Source organism: Marinobacter sp. CHS3-4, assembly GCF_030053415.1.
Classification (GTDB): Bacteria; Pseudomonadota; Gammaproteobacteria; order Pseudomonadales; family Oleiphilaceae; genus Marinobacter.
This window is the reverse complement of sequence record NZ_JASGBJ010000003.1, coordinates 242,814-262,766: the sequence shown is the minus strand read 5'-3', so window position 1 is coordinate 262,766 and position 19,953 is coordinate 242,814. Positions and strand designations below refer to the sequence as shown.

The window sequence follows — 19,953 nt, the reverse complement described above, 5'->3', positions numbered from 1 at the left end:
TCAGTTGGTACGGTAGAACAGCAAGTCCCAAACACCATGGCCGAGGTTCTCGCCACGCTTCTCGAACTTGGTCATGGGACGGTCATCCGGACGTGGCGAATACGCGCCCGCTTCGACAGCGTTCTCGAACCCCTCGGACTCCCCCATGACTTCCATCATGTGTTCCGCGTAGTTCTCCCAGTCAGTGGCCAGATGAAGTACACCGCCAACCCGTAATTTATGGCGAAGACGCTGAACAAAGTCATGCTGAATCAGACGACGTTTGTGGTGCTTCTTCTTCGGCCATGGGTCCGGGAAAAACACCATGACCCGATCCAGGGCCGCATCCGGAAGGCAAAGGTCGACCACGTCGTTAGCATCGATGGCATAGATCCGGACATTCTCCAGCCCTCGATCCTCCACTTCTTTGAGCAATGCGCCTACGCCCGGCAGGTGCACCTCAACGCCGATAAAGTCCTGCTCGGGAGCAGCTTCGGCCATATCAGCCAGTGACTGCCCCATGCCAAACCCGATTTCCAGATTCAGCACGTTGTCCCGGCCAAACACCTCACGGGGATCGATCATGCCGTGCTCGCGGGTCAGACCGTATTTGGGCCAGTTTCGCTCATAGGCTTTCTTCTGGCCTTCAGTCATGCGGCCCTGACGCAGTACGAAGCTGCGGATACCCCGACGGGTCGTAACCGGTGATTCGCCAGACTCGTTGTTTTGTTCACTCATTGACTGTCCTCAATCGCCCCGATGGGCTCAAGCCCGTGAAAACTTTGCCCAAGTTTATCAGATTCAAACCGACACCTGAGCATTACGAGACTGCTGCCGATCCAGTTTTCGATAACCCAGCGCTTCCACAAGATGAGGTTGAGAAACCTCATCCGCACCTTCCAGGTCCGCCAGCGTGCGCGCGACCCTCAAAATCCGGTGCAGTGCCCGGGCCGATAGCCCCAGGCGCTCCATAGCACCAGTGACCAGTGTTTCGCCTTTGGCATCCAGACGACAATAGCGATCCAGCTCACGCCCGCCAAGCTGCGCATTGATTGTGCCACGTGAGTTCTGCCGAGCCCTGGCATGATTCACCCGTTCACGAACGGTTGCGCTGCATTCACTTTCTCCAACATCGGCCAGCAACAGTTTGGCGCTCTGTACCGGCACTTCCACATGCAAGTCGAACCGGTCCAGCAGCGGACCCGACACTTTGGAACGGTAGCGCAACACCTGGTTGGGCGAACAGTGGCACTCGATGGTCGGATGGCCCTGGTACCCACACGGGCAGGGATTCATGGCAGCAACCACTTGAAACTGTGCCGGATAGGTAACCTGGCGGGCCGCACGACTGATGGCAATTTCCCCGCTTTCCATTGGCTCGCGAAGTACTTCCAGCACTCGACGGCCGAACTCGGGAAGCTCATCCAGAAACAACACACCACGATGCGCGAGCGAGATTTCACCCGGACGTGGACTGCCCCCACCCCCAACCATCGCCACCGAGGAAGCCGTGTGATGGGGCGCCCGATATGGCGGGCAGTGCCAGTTGCTATCCGGCAAGGTCAGGCCAGCCACGGAATAAATGCTGGCCACGTCGAGCATGGCGTCGTTGGTCAGCGGCGGAAGAATGCCCGGCAGTCGACTGGCCAACATGCTTTTACCGGTACCGGGCGGGCCAAACATCAACAGATTGTGTCCGCCAGCGGCGGCCACCTCCAGAGCACGACGGGGTACCTTCTGGCCCCGGACATCCTCCAGGTCCGGAGCGTCGGCCGGCGCACGGTCAATGTCCAACGGAGCTACAGGCGACAACCTCGCGCGACCAGACAGGTGTTCACACACGGCCAGCAGGTGATTAGCGGCAAACACATCCTGCTCACTGGCCAGCGCGGCTTCATCCGCATTGGCAAGCGGAATCAGTAACTGTCGCTGTTCAGAACGTGCCGCCAGTACGGCGGGCAATACACCTTTGAGCGGTCGTAATGCGCCGTCCAGAGACAACTCACCCACGCATTCAACCGCTTCCAGGCTTTCTGCGGGGATCTGCCCAGAGGCCGCCAGAATGCCCAGAGCGATGGGAAGGTCAAAGCGACCGCCTTCTTTGGGCAAATCCGCCGGAGCAAGATTGATCGTGATGCGGCGAGCAGGAAATTCGAAACCGGAGTTGAGCAGAGCGCTGCGCACCCGCTCACGGCTTTCCCGAACACCGGTTTCCGGCAAGCCCACAATTGACAGCGCCGGCAAACCACCGGAAAGATGGACTTCTACCGTCACTGACGGCGCCGACACGCCAACACAGGCGCGGGTGTGAACGATGGCTAACATGACAACCTTCCATGGTATCTGTCAGTAAATGAGGCTGATCATTATGTCGCGGATGACGCAATGTGCAAGCTGTGCAGGTCTGTTTCTGGTGCTGGCTGCCAGCCTGGCAATCGCCAAAAGCATAGAGTCGGTGCAGACCGGTGATGTTCAGATTGGCTCACGCCCCATGGCATTGGTGAGAGATATGGACGAAAGCCCTTTGAAAGAGCGGTTGCTGTCTTGCGATATCGAGCAATTCAAAGCCTCGGAGTTTTCAATCGGCCATCGTGGCGCGCCGTTGAACTATCCGGAACACACCCGGGAATCTTATATTGCAGCCGCACAAATGGGTGCCGGTATTGTGGAATGCGATGTGGCCTTTACCAAAGATCGGGAACTGGTGTGCCGTCATGCCCAGGATGACCTTCATACCACCACCAATATCGTGACCATCCCCAAACTGAACGCCAAGTGCACCCAGCCCTTTGTGCCGGCGGATCCTTCAACCGGAACGCCGGCCCGGGCCGAATGTCGGACCAGCGACCTCACTCTGGCGGAATTCAGGCAGCTGCAAGGCAAAATGACGGGATCCAATCCTATGGCAACGTCCCCCGAGGCCTACATCCAGAACGCCAACGGTGACCAGCAGATGACGCGGGACCGTCGTGGCACGGTGATGACCCATAGAGAGAGCATTGAGCTGTTCCAGGCACTGGGGGTGAAGTTTACGCCAGAGCTCAAATCGCCGGTGGTGGACATGCCGTTCGAGGGCGAATACAGCCAAAAGGCCTATGCACGCCAGATGATTCAGGATTACATCGACGCGGGCATTCACCCGGCCCATGTCTGGCCCCAGTCGTTCAATCTGGAAGACGTGCTGTTCTGGATTGAAGAGATGCCCGAATTTGGGCGTCAGGCCGTGCTGCTGGACTCGGATGCGACGACACAATCCAACACATCAGTGGAGTTCCTCAAACGCCTGAAGGCCCAAGGGGTTCACTTTCTTGCACCCCCACTCTGGAAGCTGCTGAGTACCGATGAGAAGGGCCACATCGTGCCGTCTGCCTATGCTAAAAATGCTCGCACAGCGGGCCTGAATCTCATCGCCTGGACCGTCGAACGAAGCGGTTCGCTGGACAATGGCGGAGGCTGGTACTATTCCAGCGTAACCGAGGCCATCAACAACGACGGCGATGTGCTGACGGTCATCGACGTGCTGGCTCAGGACGTGGGGGTGGTTGGCGTCTTTTCGGACTGGCCGGCGACCACCACGTTTTATGCCAACTGCATGGGACTGGCAGACCCTGACTAGGCCGGTTCAGGCGTCTGACAGGCGGCTTTCCAGCGCTTCAACGCGCTTCTCCAGCGCCTCCACTTTTTCACGGGTTTTCATCAACACTGCCTGTTGAGCATCAAACTCTTCCCGACTCACCAGCTCCAGACGTGACAGCACCGACATCACCGTCGCCCTCGCCTGGGCCTCAAAATCTTCCCGGGCGGCGCGCGCCATGTCTGGCACAAACTGGCCAAACTGACCTTGCAATTGGCTAAAGAAATCCTGCGGACCTTTCATAGAAAACCTCTCCAAATCTTGCCGGACCCATGCCCGGAGCATTGGGCGGAAGTGTATCACAGCCGCAGCCCTGCCATACTGTGGCGCGATCCTCCTATAATGGAGTTTGCCCCGGCTCTGAATCCCGCACTGGCACAGTGCATTATTTTGGTTCAATTGCCAGAGCATGGCGCCTTTTTGGTGCATCAAAACGGTCCATTTTGGATCAGCGTATTAATAGATTACTGATATATAAGCTTTTTTTTGCGTTGGCACACACGATGCTAAAAGCCTTGTACGCAATCCGCACAATTGGTGTGCGAGGTGGCAGCATCCCGAACTCAATTCAAGGGCCCTAAAGAGCCCCAAATTTTGAGACGGCTATACCAAGGAGAAACCCATGAAACTTGTGACAGCGATCATCAAGCCTTTCAAGTTGGATGATGTCCGTGAGGCACTATCCGAGATTGGCGTACAAGGCGTAACGGTCACTGAAGTGAAAGGCTTCGGTCGCCAGAAAGGCCATACAGAGCTCTACCGCGGCGCGGAATACGTTGTGGACTTCCTGCCCAAGGTCAAGGTTGAAGTCGCCATCGGCGAGAACCTGCTTGACCAGGTCATCGAGTCCATCACCAAGGCGGCCAACACCGGCAAGATCGGTGACGGCAAAATCTTTGTGACTGAACTGGAACAGGCCATCCGTATCCGGACTGGCGAAACCGGCGAAGAGGCCGTGTGATCCAGTAACACGAACAGATTCAGCCAACGCAAAAATTCTTAACTCCAAAAGATTAGCCTCGTGCGGAGGGCTTACCAATGGAAAGTAATCTCAATTATATTTTTGAATTGCAGTACGCAATGGATACGTTCTACTTCCTCATTTGCGGTGCTCTGGTCATGTGGATGGCCGCGGGCTTCGCAATGCTGGAAGCAGGTCTTGTGCGTGCTAAAAACACCACTGAAATCCTGACCAAGAACGTCGCTCTGTTCGCGATCGCGTGCACTATGTACCTGATCTGCGGCTACGACATCATGTACGGCGGCGGCATCTTCCTGAGCGGCATCACTACCGTTGCCGGTATGGACGACGCTGCGGTTGCTGGCATCCTGGCTGCCTCTGCTGAAGCTGGCTTCGGCGACATGGGCGAGTACAGCGGTGCGTCTGACTTCTTCTTCCAGGTTGTGTTCGTGGCCACTGCCATGTCCATCGTCTCTGGTGCGGTTGCTGAGCGCATGAAGCTCTGGTCCTTCCTGATCTTCGCCGTCATCATGACTGGCTTCATCTATCCGATGGAAGGTGCCTGGACCTGGAACGGCGCGTCTGTTTTCGGAATTTACGAACTGAGCTACAGCGACTATGCCGGTTCCGGTATCGTTCACATGGCCGGTGCGGCTGCTGCCCTGGCTGGCGTTATCCTGCTGGGTGCTCGTAAGGGCAAATACGGTCCGAACGGCGAAATCAAGGCGTTCCCTGGCGCGAACCTGCCACTGGCCACACTGGGTATGTTCATCCTGTGGATGGGCTGGTTCGGCTTCAACGGCGGTTCTACCCTGAAGCTGGGTGGCATCGGTGTTGCCAACGAAGTGGCTAACGTGTTCCTGAACACCAACGCCGCAGCTTCTGGTGGCCTGATCGCTGCTCTGATCGTCGCTCGCGTCATGTTTGGCAAAGCTGACCTGACCATGGCTCTGAACGGCGCTCTGGCTGGCCTGGTTGCCATTACTGCTGAGCCTGCGGATCCTTCACCTCTGCTGGCCACCATCATCGGTGCCATCGGTGGCGTGATCGTTGTGTTCTCCATCGTGTTCCTGGACAAGATCCGCATCGACGATCCGGTCGGCGCCATCTCTGTTCACGGCGTGGTCGGTGTCTGGGGTATCTTCGCGGTACTTCTGTCCGACAGCGACGCGACCTTCATGGGTCAGCTGGTCGGCACACTGACCATCTTCGTCTGGGTCTTCGTGACCAGCCTGATTGCCTGGGGCATCATCAAGGCGATCTTCGGACTGCGCGTCAGCGAAGAGACCGAATACGAAGGTGTGGACGTCGAAGAGTGTGGTATGGAAGCCTATCCGGAGTTTGTCAGCGCCAAGTAATATCGGCTGACACTCTGGAACAAAAAAAGGGGCGCCTTCGGGCGCCCCTTTTTCGTGCAATTGTCATCCATGCAAAAGGTCATCGCTCGCTGGACATCACCTCGTCTTCCAGCACATCCACCATAAACTGGGGCATCGCCAGAGCGCCTTTGTGAATATCTGCGTTGTAGTAGCGGGTCACAAACGGACGCTGGTCGGCATCCTCCTCTCGGAAGTACACCACTGGTTTTTCCTTTCCAGCCATGGTGCAGCTCCACCAGCCCGTGGGGTAGACCGGCTGAGGAAATGGCAGAGTCGTCACATGATCAAAGCCGGCCTTGCGCATGTCATCATGGATGCTCTTTATGATGGTATTGGTGTGTAGCAGAGGCGATTCACTCTGCTGGACAATCAGCCCGCCATCGCGCAATGCCAGCATGCAATCGCGATAAAAATCGAGAGCAAACAGGCCTTCAGCGGGACCAACCGGATCCGTACTGTCGATAATGATCACATCCAGGCTGTCTGGCTCGACGTCCCGCATCCACTGAATACCGTCGCCAAAGAAGAAATTGGCCCGGGGATCGGTATTGGACTCACACAACTCCGGAAAATACTGTTCCGACAGCTTGGTAACCCGCTCGTCGATTTCCACCTGCCAGGCTTCTTCAACGCCGGGATGTTTCAGCACTTCTTTCAGCGTACCGCAATCACCGCCTCCAACAATGACCACCTTCTTCGGATCACGATGGGTAAACAGAGCTGGATGGGTCATCATCTCGTGATACAGGAAGTTGTCCCGGCTGGTCAGCATCACGCAGCCATCGATCACCATCAGATTGCCAAAAGTCTCGGTTTCCCAGATCTCAAGCTTCTGGAACTGGCTCTGCTCTTCATGAAGCTTTTTCTTCACTTTCAGCGAAAAAGCCGTCCCGTGGTCCTGGAATACTTCGGTAAACCAGCCGTCGTTCAATGCTGTCATGGTGACTCTCCCAAAATGGCGGAAGCCCCGCCCTGGTGATGTTGAATTGGTGTTATTCCGGCATTGTAGCAACACTTCTTTCGGCAAGGCCCCGTAATCCCTACAATAAGCGCCAGTTCCCCGCAAATCCGGTTCAGAGCCATAACACAGGTAAATGCAACATGAATGAACCCGGCAAAAGTGCTGCCTACGAGGTCTACAACATTGCCCACTGGAGCGATGGCTACATCGGCGTCAGTGACGATGGCAATGTACAGATCCGTCCGGACCGCGGCGGCGACAAGGATAACATCTGTCTACCGGATCTGGCCCACACCCTTGCGCAGCGCGGGGTTCAGTTACCCGTACTGGTGCGCTTTACCGACATTCTTCATGACCGGGTCAACACTCTGTGCGGCGCCTTTAACCAGGTTGCCACTGAGCAGAGTTATCAGGGCCAATACACGGCGGTCTATCCCATCAAGGTCAATCAGCAGCGTCGGGTTGTGGAAGAACTTTTAAGCGCCCAACCAGCGGCTGACAACAATCAGATTGGCCTGGAAGCGGGCAGCAAACCGGAACTGATGGTGGTTCTGGCGCTGTCAAAGCCGGAGTCCGTCATTGTCTGCAATGGTTATAAAGATCGCGAATACATCCGGCTGGCGCTGATTGGCCAGAAGCTCGGGCATCGGGTGTTCATTGTGGTGGAGAAGCAATCCGAGCTGCCATTGATTCTCGAGGAAGCACAGGCGCTGGGGGTCAAGCCGATGATCGGCGTACGGGCGCGGCTGGCGACCATTGGCAAAGGTAACTGGCAGAACACCGGCGGCGAAAAATCCAAATTCGGCCTGTCTGCCAGTCAGGTGTTGGATGTTGTCAGTACGCTTCGGGATGCCAATGCTCTGGACTCCCTGCAGCTGCTGCATTTCCACCTGGGTTCGCAGATTGCCAACATTCGTGACATCCAGACCGGCCTGCGGGAGTGCGCCCGTTTTTACAGCGAGTTGCGTCAGTTAGGTGCTCCCGTGGCCACGGTAGATATCGGCGGCGGGTTAGGCGTGGATTATGAAGGCACCCGTTCAAGAAGCAGCTGTTCAATGAATTACAGCGTGCAGGAGTATGCCTATAACGTGGTGCACATTCTGCAGTCCGAATGTGATCGTGCCGGCATTCCACACCCCAACCTGATCAGTGAATCCGGCCGCGCGCTGACGGCCCATCACTCGGTGCTTATTACCAACGTGATAGACCGGGAAATCCAGGACAAACCAGACACCCATTCTCCCCGCAGCGATGCGCCCGAACCGTTACACGCGTTGCAACGGGACCTGGACAGCCTGAAAGATCAGAATTCCCATCGCTCGCTGGCAGAGATCTATCACGACATTCTTCACGCCATGGCAGACGTTCATGCCCAGTTTGCCCACGGCGTTTTATCGCTGACCGACCGCGCTCATGCCGAAACGCTTTACGCAGCTTGCTGCCGTTCGCTTCAAAAGCAGCTGAACAGCGCCAACCGCGCGCATCGGGAAATCATTGATGAACTCAATGAGAAGCTTGCAGAAAAACTGTTTATCAACTTTTCTCTGTTTCAGTCTCTGCCGGACGTCTGGGGCATTGATCAGATCTTCCCCATCATGCCGATCAACGGGCTTCACCTCCCACTGAACCGCCGGGCAGTGATTCAAGACATCACCTGCGATTCAGACGGCCGCATCGACCGTTACGTGGATGGCCAGGGCATTGAAACAACCTTGCCCCTGCCGGCAGACGTACCAGGCGAAACCCTGTTGATGGGCTTTTTCATGACCGGTGCCTATCAGGAAATACTGGGGGATATGCACAACCTGTTCGGTGACACTCACTCGGTGGATGTGCGAAGCAACCCCGGCGGCGGTTATTCCATCAGCGATCCGATCCAGGGCGATACGGTGGCCAAGGTGCTGCAATACGTGAATTTCGAACCTGCCCGTTTACTGGAATCCTATCGTCAGAAGTTTTCCGCCAGTGAGTTTGATCCGGACACGCAAACCCGCTTGATGGAAGAGCTAACAAACGGATTATCCGGCTACACCTATCTGGAGGAGTAGACAGGCTCTGCCACCACTAACCAGCGTTCTGCTTGCGCCAGACGGACGGAGACACTCCCTCCCACTTGCGAAAAGCGCGACCGAAATTGGACGGATCGCTATAGCCAAGGCGATCGGAAATGGCATCCACACTGAGGTTGTTTGTTTTCAGCAATTCCAGCGCCCTCTGGTGGCGAATCCCTTCGAGTATATCCTGGAATCGCGCCCCTTCCTGATGGAGCTGTCGCCGCAAGGTTCTCGGCGAAACGCGCAGCTCCTCGGCAACCGCTTCGATAGTGGGAAGCCGGCCATCCCTGACCGTTTCCAGCACCCGTTCCACGCGACCGGCTGCAGATTCCGCCGCTTCCAGCCGCTTCATTTCCTCCTCGCACTGGGCTTCGGCAACTCTTCGAGCGACGGGATTAGACAGGGAAATGGGTAAATCGAGAAACTCTCGCCGGAAACGAAGCTGGTTGGCGCCCGCATCAAAGGTCAGGCGATGCCCGAATAGTGAGTGATAGGCAGACGCATCGTCCGGTTCCTGATAGCTGACCCGGCAACTGCCTCCGTCCAGGAGTTGCGGCCCGAACAACAGCAGATTTACATCCATCAGCGAGGCCATCACGACTTCTACATTGAACCGGTAAAGGTCGTTAACGTCGTGCAGTACGTCCAGCTGAAGAACAGCATCACTGCCCTCGGTAAAGCACTCCAGCTTCATATACACGAATCGGATTCGAAAATACTTGATCAGGACATCCAGAGCCTGGCCAATGGTGTCGCAACTGATCGCTGCCTGGGAAAGCGCTCCGTGGGTCGTGAATTTCAATCGCTTGCCGTATTCAATTCCCAAACACGGATCCCCGCTACACCTGATCGCCTCACGACACAGGGCACTGAACTGATCAACGGTAATGAAATTTTCCGGGTGGTTTAACAGGGAAGCGCGGATACCTGCCGCATTTAACAGTGCAGAACGCGAGACCTGACGCTCCTCGGCAAGCTGGCAGAGAATATCTGCGTAATGGGCCCGGATAGCCGGCATTTTTCCCTGCTGACTGGGGATCTTCAGCGATGAGGATTGATTCGATGGCGCTCGGCAAAAGCTCATGACCGCACATTCCTTGTTTTTCGTTGTTGAAAACAGATTAGCCTTCCCTCTGCAGCCGGGCAATCGCCGCAAAGATATAAAATGACCGGCAATTCAGTCATGTCAGAGCCTGATTTTTTTGCGTTCGGATTAATCCAGATGGGTTTAACCCGCGTAAACCAATAAGACTGACAAATCCAGGACGAGTGCTTAGAATGATGACCAAGACAATTTCAAGCCATGCAACAGTCAAGGAGCGTCCGGTGACCACACTGGATTCCAAACCGGCACGTGCCGAGGGTCGCAAAGACCCCTGGAGTCAGTTGCTGGAAAAAGTAGGCAAACACCAGGATAGAGAAGCGTACCACGCGTTGTTTCAGCATTTTGGGCCACAAATCAAGTATTACGCGATGGCCAATGGCCTCGCCAGTCATGCTGAAGAGCTGGTGCAGGAGGTGTTTGTATCGATCTGGCGCCGCTCCTGTCTGTATGACTGGAAGAAAGCGGCTGCATCAACCTGGATCTTTACCATCGCGCGGAACCAGCGCATCGACATGCTTCGCAAGATGCAACGTACGAGCGCTGAGATGCCGGTAGAGACGGAAGATCTCTGGCAAATTCCGGGCGAGTATGAAAATGAGCCCGTGACATCGCTTCACCGCTTGATGTCTGAGAGAAGGGTTCGTGATTCACTGAAGCATCTGCCCGAAGAGCAGATTACGGTGATTGCAAAAGTCTATATGGAAAGCAAGTCCCACCAGATGGTGGCCGACGAGCTTGGTATCCCTCTGGGAACCGTGAAAAGCCGGGTACGCCTGGCATTGAATAAGTTGAAAGTGATTTTGCAGGATCAAAACGTATGAATTCGCACCACCCAGACACACTTACCCTGATGGAATTCAGTGCTGGTAATCTGACCGAGCCGCACGCTTTGTGTATCAGACTCCATCTGGACCAATGTGCTGACTGTCGCAGCCGGGTAGACACGCTGGATAGTCTTGGTGCGGTCATGATGGAAAATCAGCCGCAAACCGAGATGTCGTCGGGTATGTTTGACTCTATTCTGTCCAAGATTGACAGTGACGATACTGATGCTGAACGCGAAGTTAGCACCGCGGCAAAGGCTGGTAAGCGTGCCAGTGCACTTCAAAAACTGTTGGGCGACGATCTAAACGGTTTGCCCTGGAAACGCCAGCTTGGTGATGTCAGCGTTCTCGATATCTCTGACCGGTTTCCTGGCCAGAACGAGCAGGTAGTCCTTCAGAAGCTTGTTGCCGGTGGTAAGGCACCCTCTCACACCCACCGGGGAGAAGAAACCACCATCGTTTTGCAGGGCGCCTTTGCGGATCAGAAAGGGGTTTTCAATCAGTGGGACTTCGTGGTTTTGAACCAGGAAGACAACCATCGCCCTGTGGCAGTGGGCTGTGAAGATTGCATCACGCTGTCGGTACTCAGTGCACCCGTCAAGTTGACGGGCACCTTCAGCCGGATGCTGAACCCGTTCATTCGCTGAATGACACGACAGCATCTGAAGTAGTGAAAAAGGCCGGGTTCTCCCGGCCTTTTTTTTTTACTTTATGTTTTTGTTCACCAGGGCAGTTCAGAACCGTCCCAACTCAGGAACGTTCCATTCGAGTCTTCTGTCAGCCCGTCAATCACTCCCGCAATATTACGCGCGGTATCTGCAGGTTCATGAACCGTCAATTGAGCCAGCGAACGCGAAAATGGTTCACTCAAGGGTGATAACGTTGTACCCGGATGCACAGCAACGCAGGCGATGGGCTTACATTTGCGGGGCAGCTCAATTGAAAAATTCCGGACAAGCATATTCAAAGCGGCCTTGGAGCTGCGGTAGGCATACCAGCCGCCAAAGCCATTGTCGGTGATCGAACCGACCTTGGCCGAAATCGCGACAACGGATTTAAACCGACGGTGGCGCAACCACGGCGCAATAGACTGCATCAACACCGCGTAACCGGTGGCATTGACGGCATAAGCGTGAGACAGCGCCTGCGGATTCAAGTCTTCCAGCCGTTTTTCCGGCTTCATTCCCTGCCCATGAAGAAAACCAGCGGCATAAATGACACGATCCAGGCCTTCCTCAGGCGTCAAGACCCGTTCAATGTCTGCCTGTATCCCCTTACCGTCCGGAAGACCAGCCGCGTCCCATGCTAGCAATTGCACCCGATGTTTCACCGACTCATCGAACGACACTGCGCCCGGATTGCGACAAAGGCCGATGATTCTGACTTCCTCACTGGCGGACAGATAATGTTCCGCAATAGCGTGCCCGATAGCCCCTGACACCCCTGCAATCAATATATTGGTCATCTCCGCTCCTCATTACCTCGCTTTTGACTGGATACGAAAATTTATTCAATCAGACCGATAGCAAATGCATCAGAGAAAAAAATGAACCAAAAATTCATACGGGCGTATGAAATTGTGATTCCAGAAGGTGTGACTGTATTCCAACATCAGTTTGAGGAGAGAATTCCATGCAATATCAGGCACCCGCCAATGACCTTGGCTTTCTACTGTTCGACGTACTGGGTGTGGACAAGCTCCACGAGCTTGAAAAATATGCAGATGCCACGCCAGATCTTATCTCTGCAGTCATTGAAGAGGCCGGCAAACTCGCCTCCGAAGTGATTCAGCCTACTAACCAGATCGGCGACCGCCAGGGCTGCCAGTACAACCCGGAAACGCACGAAGTGACCACGCCTGACGGCTTCAAGGAAGCTTATGCCAAATTTGTGGAAGGCGGATGGACAGCTCTGGACGCGCCCCTTGAATACGGCGGCCAGGGTCTGCCACACACTCTGAAGTTCGTGGTGGATGAGATGATGTGCTCCACCAACCTCTCACTGGGCATGTATCCGGGCCTGACCCACGGAGCAATCAGTGCTCTGCATTCTCACGGGTCTGACGAATTGAAAGACACTTACCTGGAGAAGCTGATCTCCGGCGAGTGGACCGGCACCATGTGCCTGACCGAGCCTCAGTGCGGTACCGACCTGGGCATGATCCGCACCAAGGCGACGCCCAATGATGACGGTTCCTACGCCATTGAGGGCACGAAAATATGGATCACTGGCGGCGAGCACGATCTGGTCGACAACATCGTGCATCTGGTACTGGCCAAACTTCCAGGCGCTCCAGACACCACCAAAGGTATCTCCCTGTTCGTTGTGCCGAAAGTGCTGCCTGACACTGGCGAACGCAACCCGGCTTTCTGTGGCGGCCTGGAGCACAAGATGGGCATCAAGGGCTCTGCCACCTGCGTGATGAACTTCGAAGGCGCCAAGGGCTGGCTGGTCGGCGAGCCGAACGACGGCATGCGTGCCATGTTCACCATGATGAACGAAGCCCGACTGATGGTGGGTATGCAAGGTCTCGGGCTGGCTGAAATGGCCTATCAGGAAAGCCTCGACTTTGCCCGTGAGCGCCTGCAGAGCCGTTCGCTGAGTGGCAAGAAGAACCCTGACGGCCCGGCCGACCCGATCATCGTGCACCCGGACGTTCGCCGCATGCTGATGCGTCAAAAGGTGCTGAACGAGGGCATGCGCGCCCTGGCCCTGTTTACGGGGCAGAAACTGGACCTGGCAGTGGCGCATCCTGACGAAGCCGTTCGCGAAGCCTCAGACGATATCGTGCAGTTGCTGACACCGGTCGTGAAAGCCTTCCTGACCGACGAAGGCTACAACAACGCCAACATCGGCCTGCAGGTGCTGGGCGGCTCCGGGTTTACCACCGATTGGCCTCTGGAGCAGCTGGTTCGCGATGGCCGGATTGCCCGCATTTATGAGGGTACCAATGGCATCCAGGCAATGGATCTGGTGGGCCGCAAACTCGGCCTGAAAGGCGGACAACTGGTGCGGACCCTGTTCGGCGAGCTGACCGGATACCTGAAAGACAACCCGGAAGCCCCACATCGTGAGGAGCTGAAAGGCGCCATGAAAGCACTGGAATCCACCACCATGTGGATTGGAACCAATGCGCCGAAAGATCCGGAACAAGCCGGCGCGGCCGCAACGCCCTATCTGCGCTTGATGGCTCTGACCGTCATCGCCTACCTGTGGTCCCGCATGGCCGGCGTCGCTCAGGCCCAACTGGACAAGGGCGAAGGCAACACTCCGCTACTGGAGGGCAAATTGATTTCTGCCCGCTTCTTCTTCGAGAAGCTGCTGCCTGAAATAGACATGCTGCAGAAAGACATCGAAACCGGCAAGGACTCGATGATGGCCTATGGCGACGACCACTGGGCAGCGTAATGGCCGAAAATGACCGATATGTGACAGTTTGTGACCTTCCGGATAGCCGGTCACGGAGAGATACTAATCCCGTTGATTAGTGTCTCTGAACTAGTCTTGTCCAACCCCTTAGCGGGAAGGACACACCCTCTGGGGCCGCGCATTTGCGCGGCCTTTTTTTATGGGCGAAAGACTGGGGTACAATCGAGCGGCCACAAAGGCACTCGCAGTACTGATGCAACCGGAGACACCCTGTGACCGATGACGACTACTATTTCCGCTTTGGCGGCATTGAACGCCTGTACGGCCGCATGGCCCTGGCGGCGTTTCGCCAGTCGCACATCGCCATCGTTGGACTGGGAGGCGTGGGTTCCTGGGCCGCGGAATCCCTGGCGCGCTCCGGTATCGGCGCCCTCACCCTGATCGACATGGACGACGTATGCGTGTCGAACACCAACCGTCAGCTACACGCATTGACCGGTCATTACGGGCAGACCAAAACCGCTGCCATGGCCGAGCGACTGCGGGCCATCAATCCCCATGCGGATATTCACGTGCACTTCGGGTTTCTCAACACCAAAAATGTGTCTGAGTTGATCACCGATGACCTGTCTGGCGTGGTGGATGCTATCGACAGCGTCAAAGCCAAGGCGGCCCTGATTGCCCATTGCAAACGCCGCAAGATTCCTTTGGTCTGTGCCGGCGGTGCCGGCGGCCAGATGGACCCCACCCAGATTCAGGTCAGCGACCTTAGCCGAACCACGCAGGATCCGCTTCTGGCCAAGGTTCGCAATTTGCTCCGCCGTGAATACGGCTTTTCGCGCAACCCGAAACGGCGCTTTGGCGTTGAGGCCGTATACTCTCTGGAGCAGCTGACGTATCCTGCCGAAGACGGTGAAGTCTGCCTGCAAAAGCCCTCGACTGATGGCCCGGTGCGACTGGACTGCGCAACAGGATTCGGGGCAGCCAGCCCGGTGACCGCAAGCTTCGGCTTTTTCGCCGCGTCCCGTCTGTTAAGCCGCATCGCCCGCAAAGCAACGTCGGTAAACGACCAGAAAACCAAGGATCGGACCTCATAATGACCGTCAGCACGGTAATGTTGCTCGCCGCAATCGGCGTTCTTTCTTTGTTCTGTCAATGGCTGGCATGGCGGGTACGAATGCCAGCCATTCTTTTCTTGCTTGCAGGCGGGCTTGCCGTTGGGCCCATGCTGGGCTTTCTTGATCCCGAAGCCGTATTCGGGGATCTATTGTTTCCCGTTATTTCGCTCTCCGTCGCCATCATTCTGTTTGAAGGCAGCCTGACGCTTCGCTTAAGCGATATCGCGGGTCATGGCAAGATGGTGCGTAATCTGATTCCCGTTGGCTCGGTGGTCACCTGCACCATCGGCACCTTGTCCGCCCGCTGGTTGTTGGATGTGTCCTGGGAGGTGGCCCTGTTGTTCGGCGCCATTTCCATCGTCACCGGCCCTACCGTCATTGCACCACTGCTGCGTTCGGTGCGCCCCCAGTCAAAACTGGCCAATATTCTTCAGTGGGAGGGCATCATCATTGATCCGGTCGGTGCCCTGCTGGCCGTCCTGGTATTTGAGGGCATTGTTTCCTGGGGCCAGGGCAATGTGTTCGGCCATTCCATGTGGATATTCGGCAAGACGCTGGCCGTTGGTTTCCTGATTGGCGCCATTGCCGGCTGGCTTAACGGCCTGGTGCTGCGCAAGCATCTGATCCCGCAATACCTTCATAACGCGGGTACCCTGACGTTCATGCTGGGCGTTTATGCCCTGTCCAATGAGATAGCCCATGAATCAGGACTACTGACTGTCACCGTGATGGGTATCTGGATGGCCAACATGAAACAGGTGCCCATCGAGAGCATTCTGGAATTCAAGGAATCACTCAGCGTCCTGTTGATCTCTGCCCTGTTTATTATTCTGGCTGCCCGGGTAGAGTTCGAAGCCATCGCTCAGCTGGGTTGGGAACTGGTTCTGGTGCTGGCACTGCTGATGCTGTTGGCGAGACCTGTCAGTATTTTCCTTTCAGCCATTGGCACCACGCTTAACTGGCGTGACAAGTTGTTCCTGAGCTGGATTGCGCCCCGAGGCATTGTCGCCGCTGCCGTGTCCGCACTGTTTGCCTTCCAACTGCAAAAGCTGGGCTATGAGAGCGCGGGTGCCCTTGTGCCTCTGGTGTTCATGCTGATCATCGCCACCGTCACCATCCAGAGCCTGACGGCCCGTCCGCTGGCGCGGCTGCTGAAAGTGGCCGAGCCGCCGGAATACGGCTTCCTGATTCTTGGCGCCAACCCGGTCGCCCGAAAAATCGGCGTTGCTTTGAAAAACCTGAAGGTCCCGGTCACCCTGACCGACACCAACTGGGAAAACGTCAAGCTGGCCCGCATGGAAAACCTGCAGGTGTATTTTGGCAACCCGGTGTCGGAACACGCAGCGACTCACCTGGACCTGACCGGCATCGGCAACCTTCTGGTGATTTCGCCCTACAGACACATGAACTCACTGGCCACCTATCACTTCCTGGACTGGTTTGGCACCACCGGCGTGCACACTCTGTCTGACGGCGATCAGGATCAGACTGCCCGCCATCGCACAGCTGAAAAGATCCACATGACCCGCGGTCTGTTCAACGGCATCAGCTACGCGAAGCTGGCGAGCCTGGCAGCGAAAAACTACAGCATCAAAACCACTCAACTGAGCGACGAATTCACCTTCGAAGATTTTCAGGCCCGTTACGAGCGACAGGCCATCGTGCTGTTCGTGCTGGATAGCCGTGATCGCATTTCACCAGTGAAGGACCTGGAAAGCCTGAAGCCCGAGAAAGACTGGACGCTAGTCAGCCTGGTTCCGCCTCAGCCGGAAAAAGACAAGGAAAAAGCGAGGGACAAGAAAGAGAAAGCGGAGGAAAGCAACAGTTCTACCCCCGCCGCCCCCTGAATCGGGAAACTCAACTGAACGATCAGCGGCTGCAGTCCAGCACCAGTTTGCCCCGGACGTGGCCGCCCTCAAGCAGCTTGTGGGCGGCCTGAACCTGGTCCAGCGCAAATGCCTGATCGACATGGATACGCACATCGCCGTCTTCGATCAGTTCGGCAATTTCTTCCAGGTGAAACACATCGGGCCGCACCGTCATGCCGTGGGCTCGTAGCCCCATGGTCTCTGCTTCGGTGATAATGTCGTCTGCCGTCACCGTAGGGATGGTCACCAGAACCCCATGCTCGCTCAGGGTATGCAGCGACCGTTTACCGACTTCACCACCAATCAGATCAAGCACCACATCCAGTCCATAACACTCGTCTTCAATTCGGGTGGAGTGATAATCGATCACCTCATGAACCCCGAGGCCGGCGAGAAAATCCCGGTTGGCGGCAGAAGCGGTAGCGATCACATGAGCCCCCCGTTCCAGGGCAAACTGCACGGCAAAATGGCCCACCCCGCCAGCTCCGGCATGAATCAGCACTTTCTGTCCGGACTCCAGCTCAGCCACTTCAAACAGGGCCTGCCACGCCGTCAGAGCTGCCAGCGGAATTCCTCCTGCGGACATCAGATCGAGTTCTTCCGGAACAATCGCCATATCCACCGCAGGCGCCACCACATGATCGGCATAACCACCGCCGCCGGCTGGAAAACCGACCATACCCATTACCCGGTCACCGGGAACCAGAGTCGTCACTGCATCCCCAACGGCGACCACCTCACCGGCCACATCATACCCGGGTGTCCAGGGCAGATCGTTTTCAATCTGTCTGGCCGCAAAGCCAAGCCCTTTACGAGTCTTCCAGTCGATGGGGTTCAGGCCCGCGCCAGCCACTCGAACCAGCACGTCGTCACTGCCCGGCTTTGGCATGTCTGCCTTTTCAAGACGCAGAACATCAGTTTCACCAAACTGGTCGTAGACCACGCGGCGCATGGACATCTCGGGACCGGAATCCGTGCTGTTGTGCATAGTGCTCTCCAGATTGCTGTCATGGATGCGTTGACCAACGCAGGTTATTCAGACCTTCAGCCTTCCAGGCCACGGCCACCCTGGACAAGAACGTCGCCAAGGATGCGTTTGAATTCTGTCGGCATGCGGGACGGCCGCTGAGTTTTCATGTCCACGCAGGCATGGGTAGACAGTGCTCGAACCAGGGTCTTGCCATCCGTTTTCCGAATCAGCTGGAACTGACGAGCAGACCGAAATCGGCCGTCAAAATCCGTGAGCCAGGTGCCAAGTACCAATTGATCGCCCGCATTGGCCGACGCCAGATAATCAATTTCGGTACGGGTGATCGCCATTGCTTTACCCGTCTCTTGGTGAAGCGCCCAGGTCATGCCCAGACTCTCAATGTGAGCCCAGCTCACCTCTTCCAACCAGCGCAGATACACGACGTTGTTGGCGTGCCCCAGGCGGTCCGTGTCTTCCGGTGACACCGTGATGTTCACCGTGAAAGGTGAGGGCAGATCCCACTCAAGTGTAGGCTGTTCACTCATTCGTCGCCTCCTCAAGACCGGAAATATCCGCAATGGCCATTCTTCCGATGCGATCGTTGTGGAGCGAGCCAAAGTACAGCTTGCCGTCGTGGGGATTCACAGAGGTTATCTCCTGAAGATGGTCGCCCTGCTGATCATGCAGACTGGTCAGGGCTTTGCCTCGGGAATCGAAAGCGACAACCAGTCCGTATTGTTGCGGCGTCGGCTTGAAGGATTCCGGAAGCTTGGCGACCAGATCCTTCAGCCAGGGGCGTTTATGGAGTGAATCCACCTGCGAATTACGCAGGGTTGGAAACGCAACCCAGAAGCGCCCTTGGGCATCCACAGCGAGGTTATCTGGAAAGCCCGGCAGATTATCAACGAACACCTCGGCCGTATCTTTGTCCGGCCCGGTGATCCAGTAACGGAGTATCCGATACTTCCAGGTCTCGTTCATCAGCAGGTACTTTCCATCCGGCGAGACCGCCACGCCATTGGCGAAGTGGATATTACGCAGCAAAACCTTGGTACGACCCGTGGCAGGGTCGTACCGAAGCAAACGACCGTGTGGACGCATCTCCAACAGATCCAGCATATAATCCGGTTGCGTGAAGCGGGAGCTGGCATCGGTGAAATAAATACGCCCGTCTGGTGCGATATCGACATCGTCAGTGAACCGGAACGGCGTTCCTTCCGCTTCCCGAGAGAGCACCGTTATGGTCTTGTCGGGCTCGATGGAGAGCAATCCTTTCCAGGCATCTGCAACAATGAGGTTACCACGGGCATCGAACACCATTCCCAATGGTCGACCCTCCGTTCGCAGCCAGTTTTCCACCCGGCCGTCCGGAAACACGCGAACAATCCATCCGTCCTGGGTTCCGGTATACAGCACGCCATCGGCACTGATGGTGGTGTCTTCCGGGCCATAAACCTGTCCTTTAGCCAACAGATCAGCCTGCTTCAGCCGCTGATTCGGAGTGAGTGGCCCGGTCATTGGTTTTGATTCGGGTGCCTTCCAGGAGACACTGTCGATGGGCGATTCGGCCAGCAGAAAGCCACCCAGAATCACAAACACCACCAACAAACCACCCATCAACCACTTCATGCTGCTGTCCTGCTTTGTTGTTCAAGTGTTCTAACCATATCAGACACCTGCGACCTGTCTACCCGGTCGCGCCGATCGTCGTAGAGCTGGCCAGCATGATTA

18 protein-coding genes are annotated in these 19,953 nt (G+C 56.2%); 9 read left to right on the top strand and 9 right to left on the bottom strand.

What is annotated here, in order from left to right; translation table 11 throughout:
- Both trmB and QLQ17_RS14895 read right to left on the bottom strand, forming a co-directional pair.
- On the bottom strand, positions 1–717 hold the full coding sequence (gene trmB / locus QLQ17_RS14900) for a tRNA (guanosine(46)-N7)-methyltransferase TrmB (protein ID WP_283210400.1): 717 nt from the start codon (positions 715–717) through the stop codon (positions 1–3).
- Between the two features lie 63 nt (positions 718–780).
- Positions 781–2,304, bottom strand: a complete 1,524-nt coding sequence (locus QLQ17_RS14895; RefSeq protein WP_283210399.1) for a YifB family Mg chelatase-like AAA ATPase — start codon at positions 2,302–2,304, stop codon at positions 781–783.
- Between the two features lie 28 nt (positions 2,305–2,332).
- Here QLQ17_RS14895 and QLQ17_RS14890 point away from each other — a divergent pair, with 28 nt between their 5' ends.
- Positions 2,333–3,595, top strand: coding sequence for a glycerophosphodiester phosphodiesterase family protein (locus tag QLQ17_RS14890; protein ID WP_283210398.1), 1,263 nt, complete (start codon positions 2,333–2,335; stop codon positions 3,593–3,595).
- Between the two features lie 6 nt (positions 3,596–3,601).
- Here QLQ17_RS14890 and QLQ17_RS14885 read toward each other — a convergent pair whose 3' ends face one another.
- Complete coding sequence (locus tag QLQ17_RS14885) at positions 3,602–3,856, bottom strand: accessory factor UbiK family protein (RefSeq protein WP_283210397.1); 255 nt, start codon at positions 3,854–3,856, stop codon at positions 3,602–3,604.
- Positions 3,857–4,235: 379 nt separating this feature from the next.
- Here QLQ17_RS14885 and glnK point away from each other — a divergent pair, with 379 nt between their 5' ends.
- Positions 4,236–4,574 carry a P-II family nitrogen regulator gene (gene glnK, locus QLQ17_RS14880; RefSeq protein ID WP_135804419.1) on the top strand — a complete coding sequence of 113 codons (339 nt, stop codon included), beginning with the start codon at positions 4,236–4,238 and terminating at the stop codon, positions 4,572–4,574.
- Between the two features lie 77 nt (positions 4,575–4,651).
- Positions 4,652–5,932 (top strand): ammonium transporter AmtB, encoded by a 1,281-nt coding sequence (locus QLQ17_RS14875; RefSeq protein ID WP_283210396.1) that lies wholly within the window; start codon positions 4,652–4,654, stop codon positions 5,930–5,932.
- A 79-nt stretch (positions 5,933–6,011) separates the two neighbouring features.
- Here QLQ17_RS14875 and speE read toward each other — a convergent pair whose 3' ends face one another.
- Positions 6,012–6,893, bottom strand: a complete 882-nt coding sequence (gene speE / locus QLQ17_RS14870; RefSeq protein WP_283210395.1) for a polyamine aminopropyltransferase — start codon at positions 6,891–6,893, stop codon at positions 6,012–6,014.
- A gap of 161 nt (positions 6,894–7,054) precedes the next feature.
- Here speE and speA point away from each other — a divergent pair, with 161 nt between their 5' ends.
- On the top strand, positions 7,055–8,962 hold the full coding sequence (speA, locus tag QLQ17_RS14865) for a biosynthetic arginine decarboxylase (protein ID WP_283210394.1): 1,908 nt from the start codon (positions 7,055–7,057) through the stop codon (positions 8,960–8,962).
- A gap of 16 nt (positions 8,963–8,978) precedes the next feature.
- Here speA and QLQ17_RS14860 read toward each other — a convergent pair whose 3' ends face one another.
- Positions 8,979–10,052 (bottom strand): AraC family transcriptional regulator, encoded by a 1,074-nt coding sequence (locus QLQ17_RS14860; RefSeq protein WP_283210393.1) that lies wholly within the window; start codon positions 10,050–10,052, stop codon positions 8,979–8,981.
- Positions 10,053–10,246: 194 nt separating this feature from the next.
- On the opposite strand from QLQ17_RS14860, the gene QLQ17_RS14855 reads away from it, so the two are divergent.
- Together QLQ17_RS14855 and QLQ17_RS14850 are read left to right on the top strand one after the other, a co-directional pair.
- Entirely contained in the window at positions 10,247–10,894 is a 648-nt protein-coding gene (locus QLQ17_RS14855; RefSeq protein ID WP_283210392.1) for a sigma-70 family RNA polymerase sigma factor, read from the top strand.
- Complete coding sequence (locus QLQ17_RS14850) at positions 10,891–11,544, top strand: ChrR family anti-sigma-E factor (RefSeq protein ID WP_283210391.1); 654 nt, start codon at positions 10,891–10,893, stop codon at positions 11,542–11,544. The genes QLQ17_RS14855 and QLQ17_RS14850 overlap by 4 nt, the downstream gene beginning before the upstream one ends.
- Before the next feature lie 74 nt (positions 11,545–11,618).
- Here the strand turns inward: QLQ17_RS14850 and QLQ17_RS14845 are convergent, their stop codons facing one another.
- Positions 11,619–12,362: an SDR family NAD(P)-dependent oxidoreductase gene (locus tag QLQ17_RS14845; RefSeq protein WP_283210390.1), complete on the bottom strand. Its 744-nt coding sequence runs from the start codon at positions 12,360–12,362 to the stop codon at positions 11,619–11,621.
- A 167-nt stretch (positions 12,363–12,529) separates the two neighbouring features.
- Between QLQ17_RS14845 and QLQ17_RS14840 the strand changes: the two genes are divergently transcribed.
- From QLQ17_RS14840 to QLQ17_RS14830, 3 genes are all read left to right on the top strand, one after another.
- The gene (locus QLQ17_RS14840) at positions 12,530–14,305 is read left to right on the top strand and encodes an acyl-CoA dehydrogenase C-terminal domain-containing protein (RefSeq protein WP_283210389.1); all 1,776 of its coding nucleotides are present in this window, start codon (positions 12,530–12,532) and stop codon (positions 14,303–14,305) included.
- Between the two features lie 233 nt (positions 14,306–14,538).
- The gene (tcdA, locus tag QLQ17_RS14835; protein ID WP_283210388.1) at positions 14,539–15,363 is read left to right on the top strand and encodes a tRNA cyclic N6-threonylcarbamoyladenosine(37) synthase TcdA; all 825 of its coding nucleotides are present in this window, start codon (positions 14,539–14,541) and stop codon (positions 15,361–15,363) included.
- Positions 15,363–17,231: a cation:proton antiporter gene (locus tag QLQ17_RS14830; RefSeq protein WP_283210387.1), complete on the top strand. Its 1,869-nt coding sequence runs from the start codon at positions 15,363–15,365 to the stop codon at positions 17,229–17,231. Before tcdA ends, QLQ17_RS14830 begins: the two co-directional genes overlap by 1 nt.
- Positions 17,232–17,253: 22 nt before the next feature.
- On the opposite strand, the gene QLQ17_RS14825 is transcribed toward QLQ17_RS14830, so the two are convergent.
- The 3 genes from QLQ17_RS14825 to QLQ17_RS14815 are packed head-to-tail and all read right to left on the bottom strand — an operon-like array spanning position 17,254 to position 19,851.
- Complete coding sequence (locus QLQ17_RS14825) at positions 17,254–18,240, bottom strand: NADP-dependent oxidoreductase (RefSeq protein ID WP_283210386.1); 987 nt, start codon at positions 18,238–18,240, stop codon at positions 17,254–17,256.
- 56 nt (positions 18,241–18,296) lie between these two features.
- A complete protein-coding gene (locus QLQ17_RS14820) occupies positions 18,297–18,767 on the bottom strand; it encodes an acyl-CoA thioesterase (RefSeq protein WP_283210385.1) in 471 nt (156 codons plus the stop codon).
- The gene (locus tag QLQ17_RS14815) at positions 18,760–19,851 is read right to left on the bottom strand and encodes an SMP-30/gluconolactonase/LRE family protein (RefSeq protein ID WP_283210384.1); all 1,092 of its coding nucleotides are present in this window, start codon (positions 19,849–19,851) and stop codon (positions 18,760–18,762) included. The genes QLQ17_RS14820 and QLQ17_RS14815 overlap by 8 nt, the downstream gene beginning before the upstream one ends.
- Positions 19,852–19,953: the final 102 nt, after the last annotated feature.

Excerpts from the sequence above, each read along its gene's own strand:
- trmB (WP_283210400.1), bottom strand. The coding sequence starts at position 717 with ATGAGTGAACAAAACAACGAGTCTGGCGAATCACCGGTTACGACCCGT.
- QLQ17_RS14895 (WP_283210399.1), bottom strand. The coding sequence starts at position 2,304 with ATGTTAGCCATCGTTCACACCCGCGCCTGTGTTGGCGTGTCGGCGCCG.
- QLQ17_RS14890 (WP_283210398.1), top strand. The coding sequence starts at position 2,333 with ATGAGGCTGATCATTATGTCGCGGATGACGCAATGTGCAAGCTGTGCA.
- QLQ17_RS14885 (WP_283210397.1), bottom strand. The coding sequence starts at position 3,856 with ATGAAAGGTCCGCAGGATTTCTTTAGCCAATTGCAAGGTCAGTTTGGC.
- glnK (WP_135804419.1), top strand. The coding sequence starts at position 4,236 with ATGAAACTTGTGACAGCGATCATCAAGCCTTTCAAGTTGGATGATGTC.
- QLQ17_RS14875 (WP_283210396.1), top strand. The coding sequence starts at position 4,652 with ATGGAAAGTAATCTCAATTATATTTTTGAATTGCAGTACGCAATGGAT.
- speE (WP_283210395.1), bottom strand. The coding sequence starts at position 6,893 with ATGACAGCATTGAACGACGGCTGGTTTACCGAAGTATTCCAGGACCAC.
- speA (WP_283210394.1), top strand. The coding sequence starts at position 7,055 with ATGAATGAACCCGGCAAAAGTGCTGCCTACGAGGTCTACAACATTGCC.
- QLQ17_RS14860 (WP_283210393.1), bottom strand. The coding sequence starts at position 10,052 with ATGAGCTTTTGCCGAGCGCCATCGAATCAATCCTCATCGCTGAAGATC.
- QLQ17_RS14855 (WP_283210392.1), top strand. The coding sequence starts at position 10,247 with ATGATGACCAAGACAATTTCAAGCCATGCAACAGTCAAGGAGCGTCCG.
- QLQ17_RS14850 (WP_283210391.1), top strand. The coding sequence starts at position 10,891 with ATGAATTCGCACCACCCAGACACACTTACCCTGATGGAATTCAGTGCT.
- QLQ17_RS14845 (WP_283210390.1), bottom strand. The coding sequence starts at position 12,362 with ATGACCAATATATTGATTGCAGGGGTGTCAGGGGCTATCGGGCACGCT.
- QLQ17_RS14840 (WP_283210389.1), top strand. The coding sequence starts at position 12,530 with ATGCAATATCAGGCACCCGCCAATGACCTTGGCTTTCTACTGTTCGAC.
- QLQ17_RS14830 (WP_283210387.1), top strand. The coding sequence starts at position 15,363 with ATGACCGTCAGCACGGTAATGTTGCTCGCCGCAATCGGCGTTCTTTCT.
- QLQ17_RS14825 (WP_283210386.1), bottom strand. The coding sequence starts at position 18,240 with ATGCACAACAGCACGGATTCCGGTCCCGAGATGTCCATGCGCCGCGTG.
- QLQ17_RS14820 (WP_283210385.1), bottom strand. The coding sequence starts at position 18,767 with ATGAGTGAACAGCCTACACTTGAGTGGGATCTGCCCTCACCTTTCACG.
- QLQ17_RS14815 (WP_283210384.1), bottom strand. The coding sequence starts at position 19,851 with ATGAAGTGGTTGATGGGTGGTTTGTTGGTGGTGTTTGTGATTCTGGGT.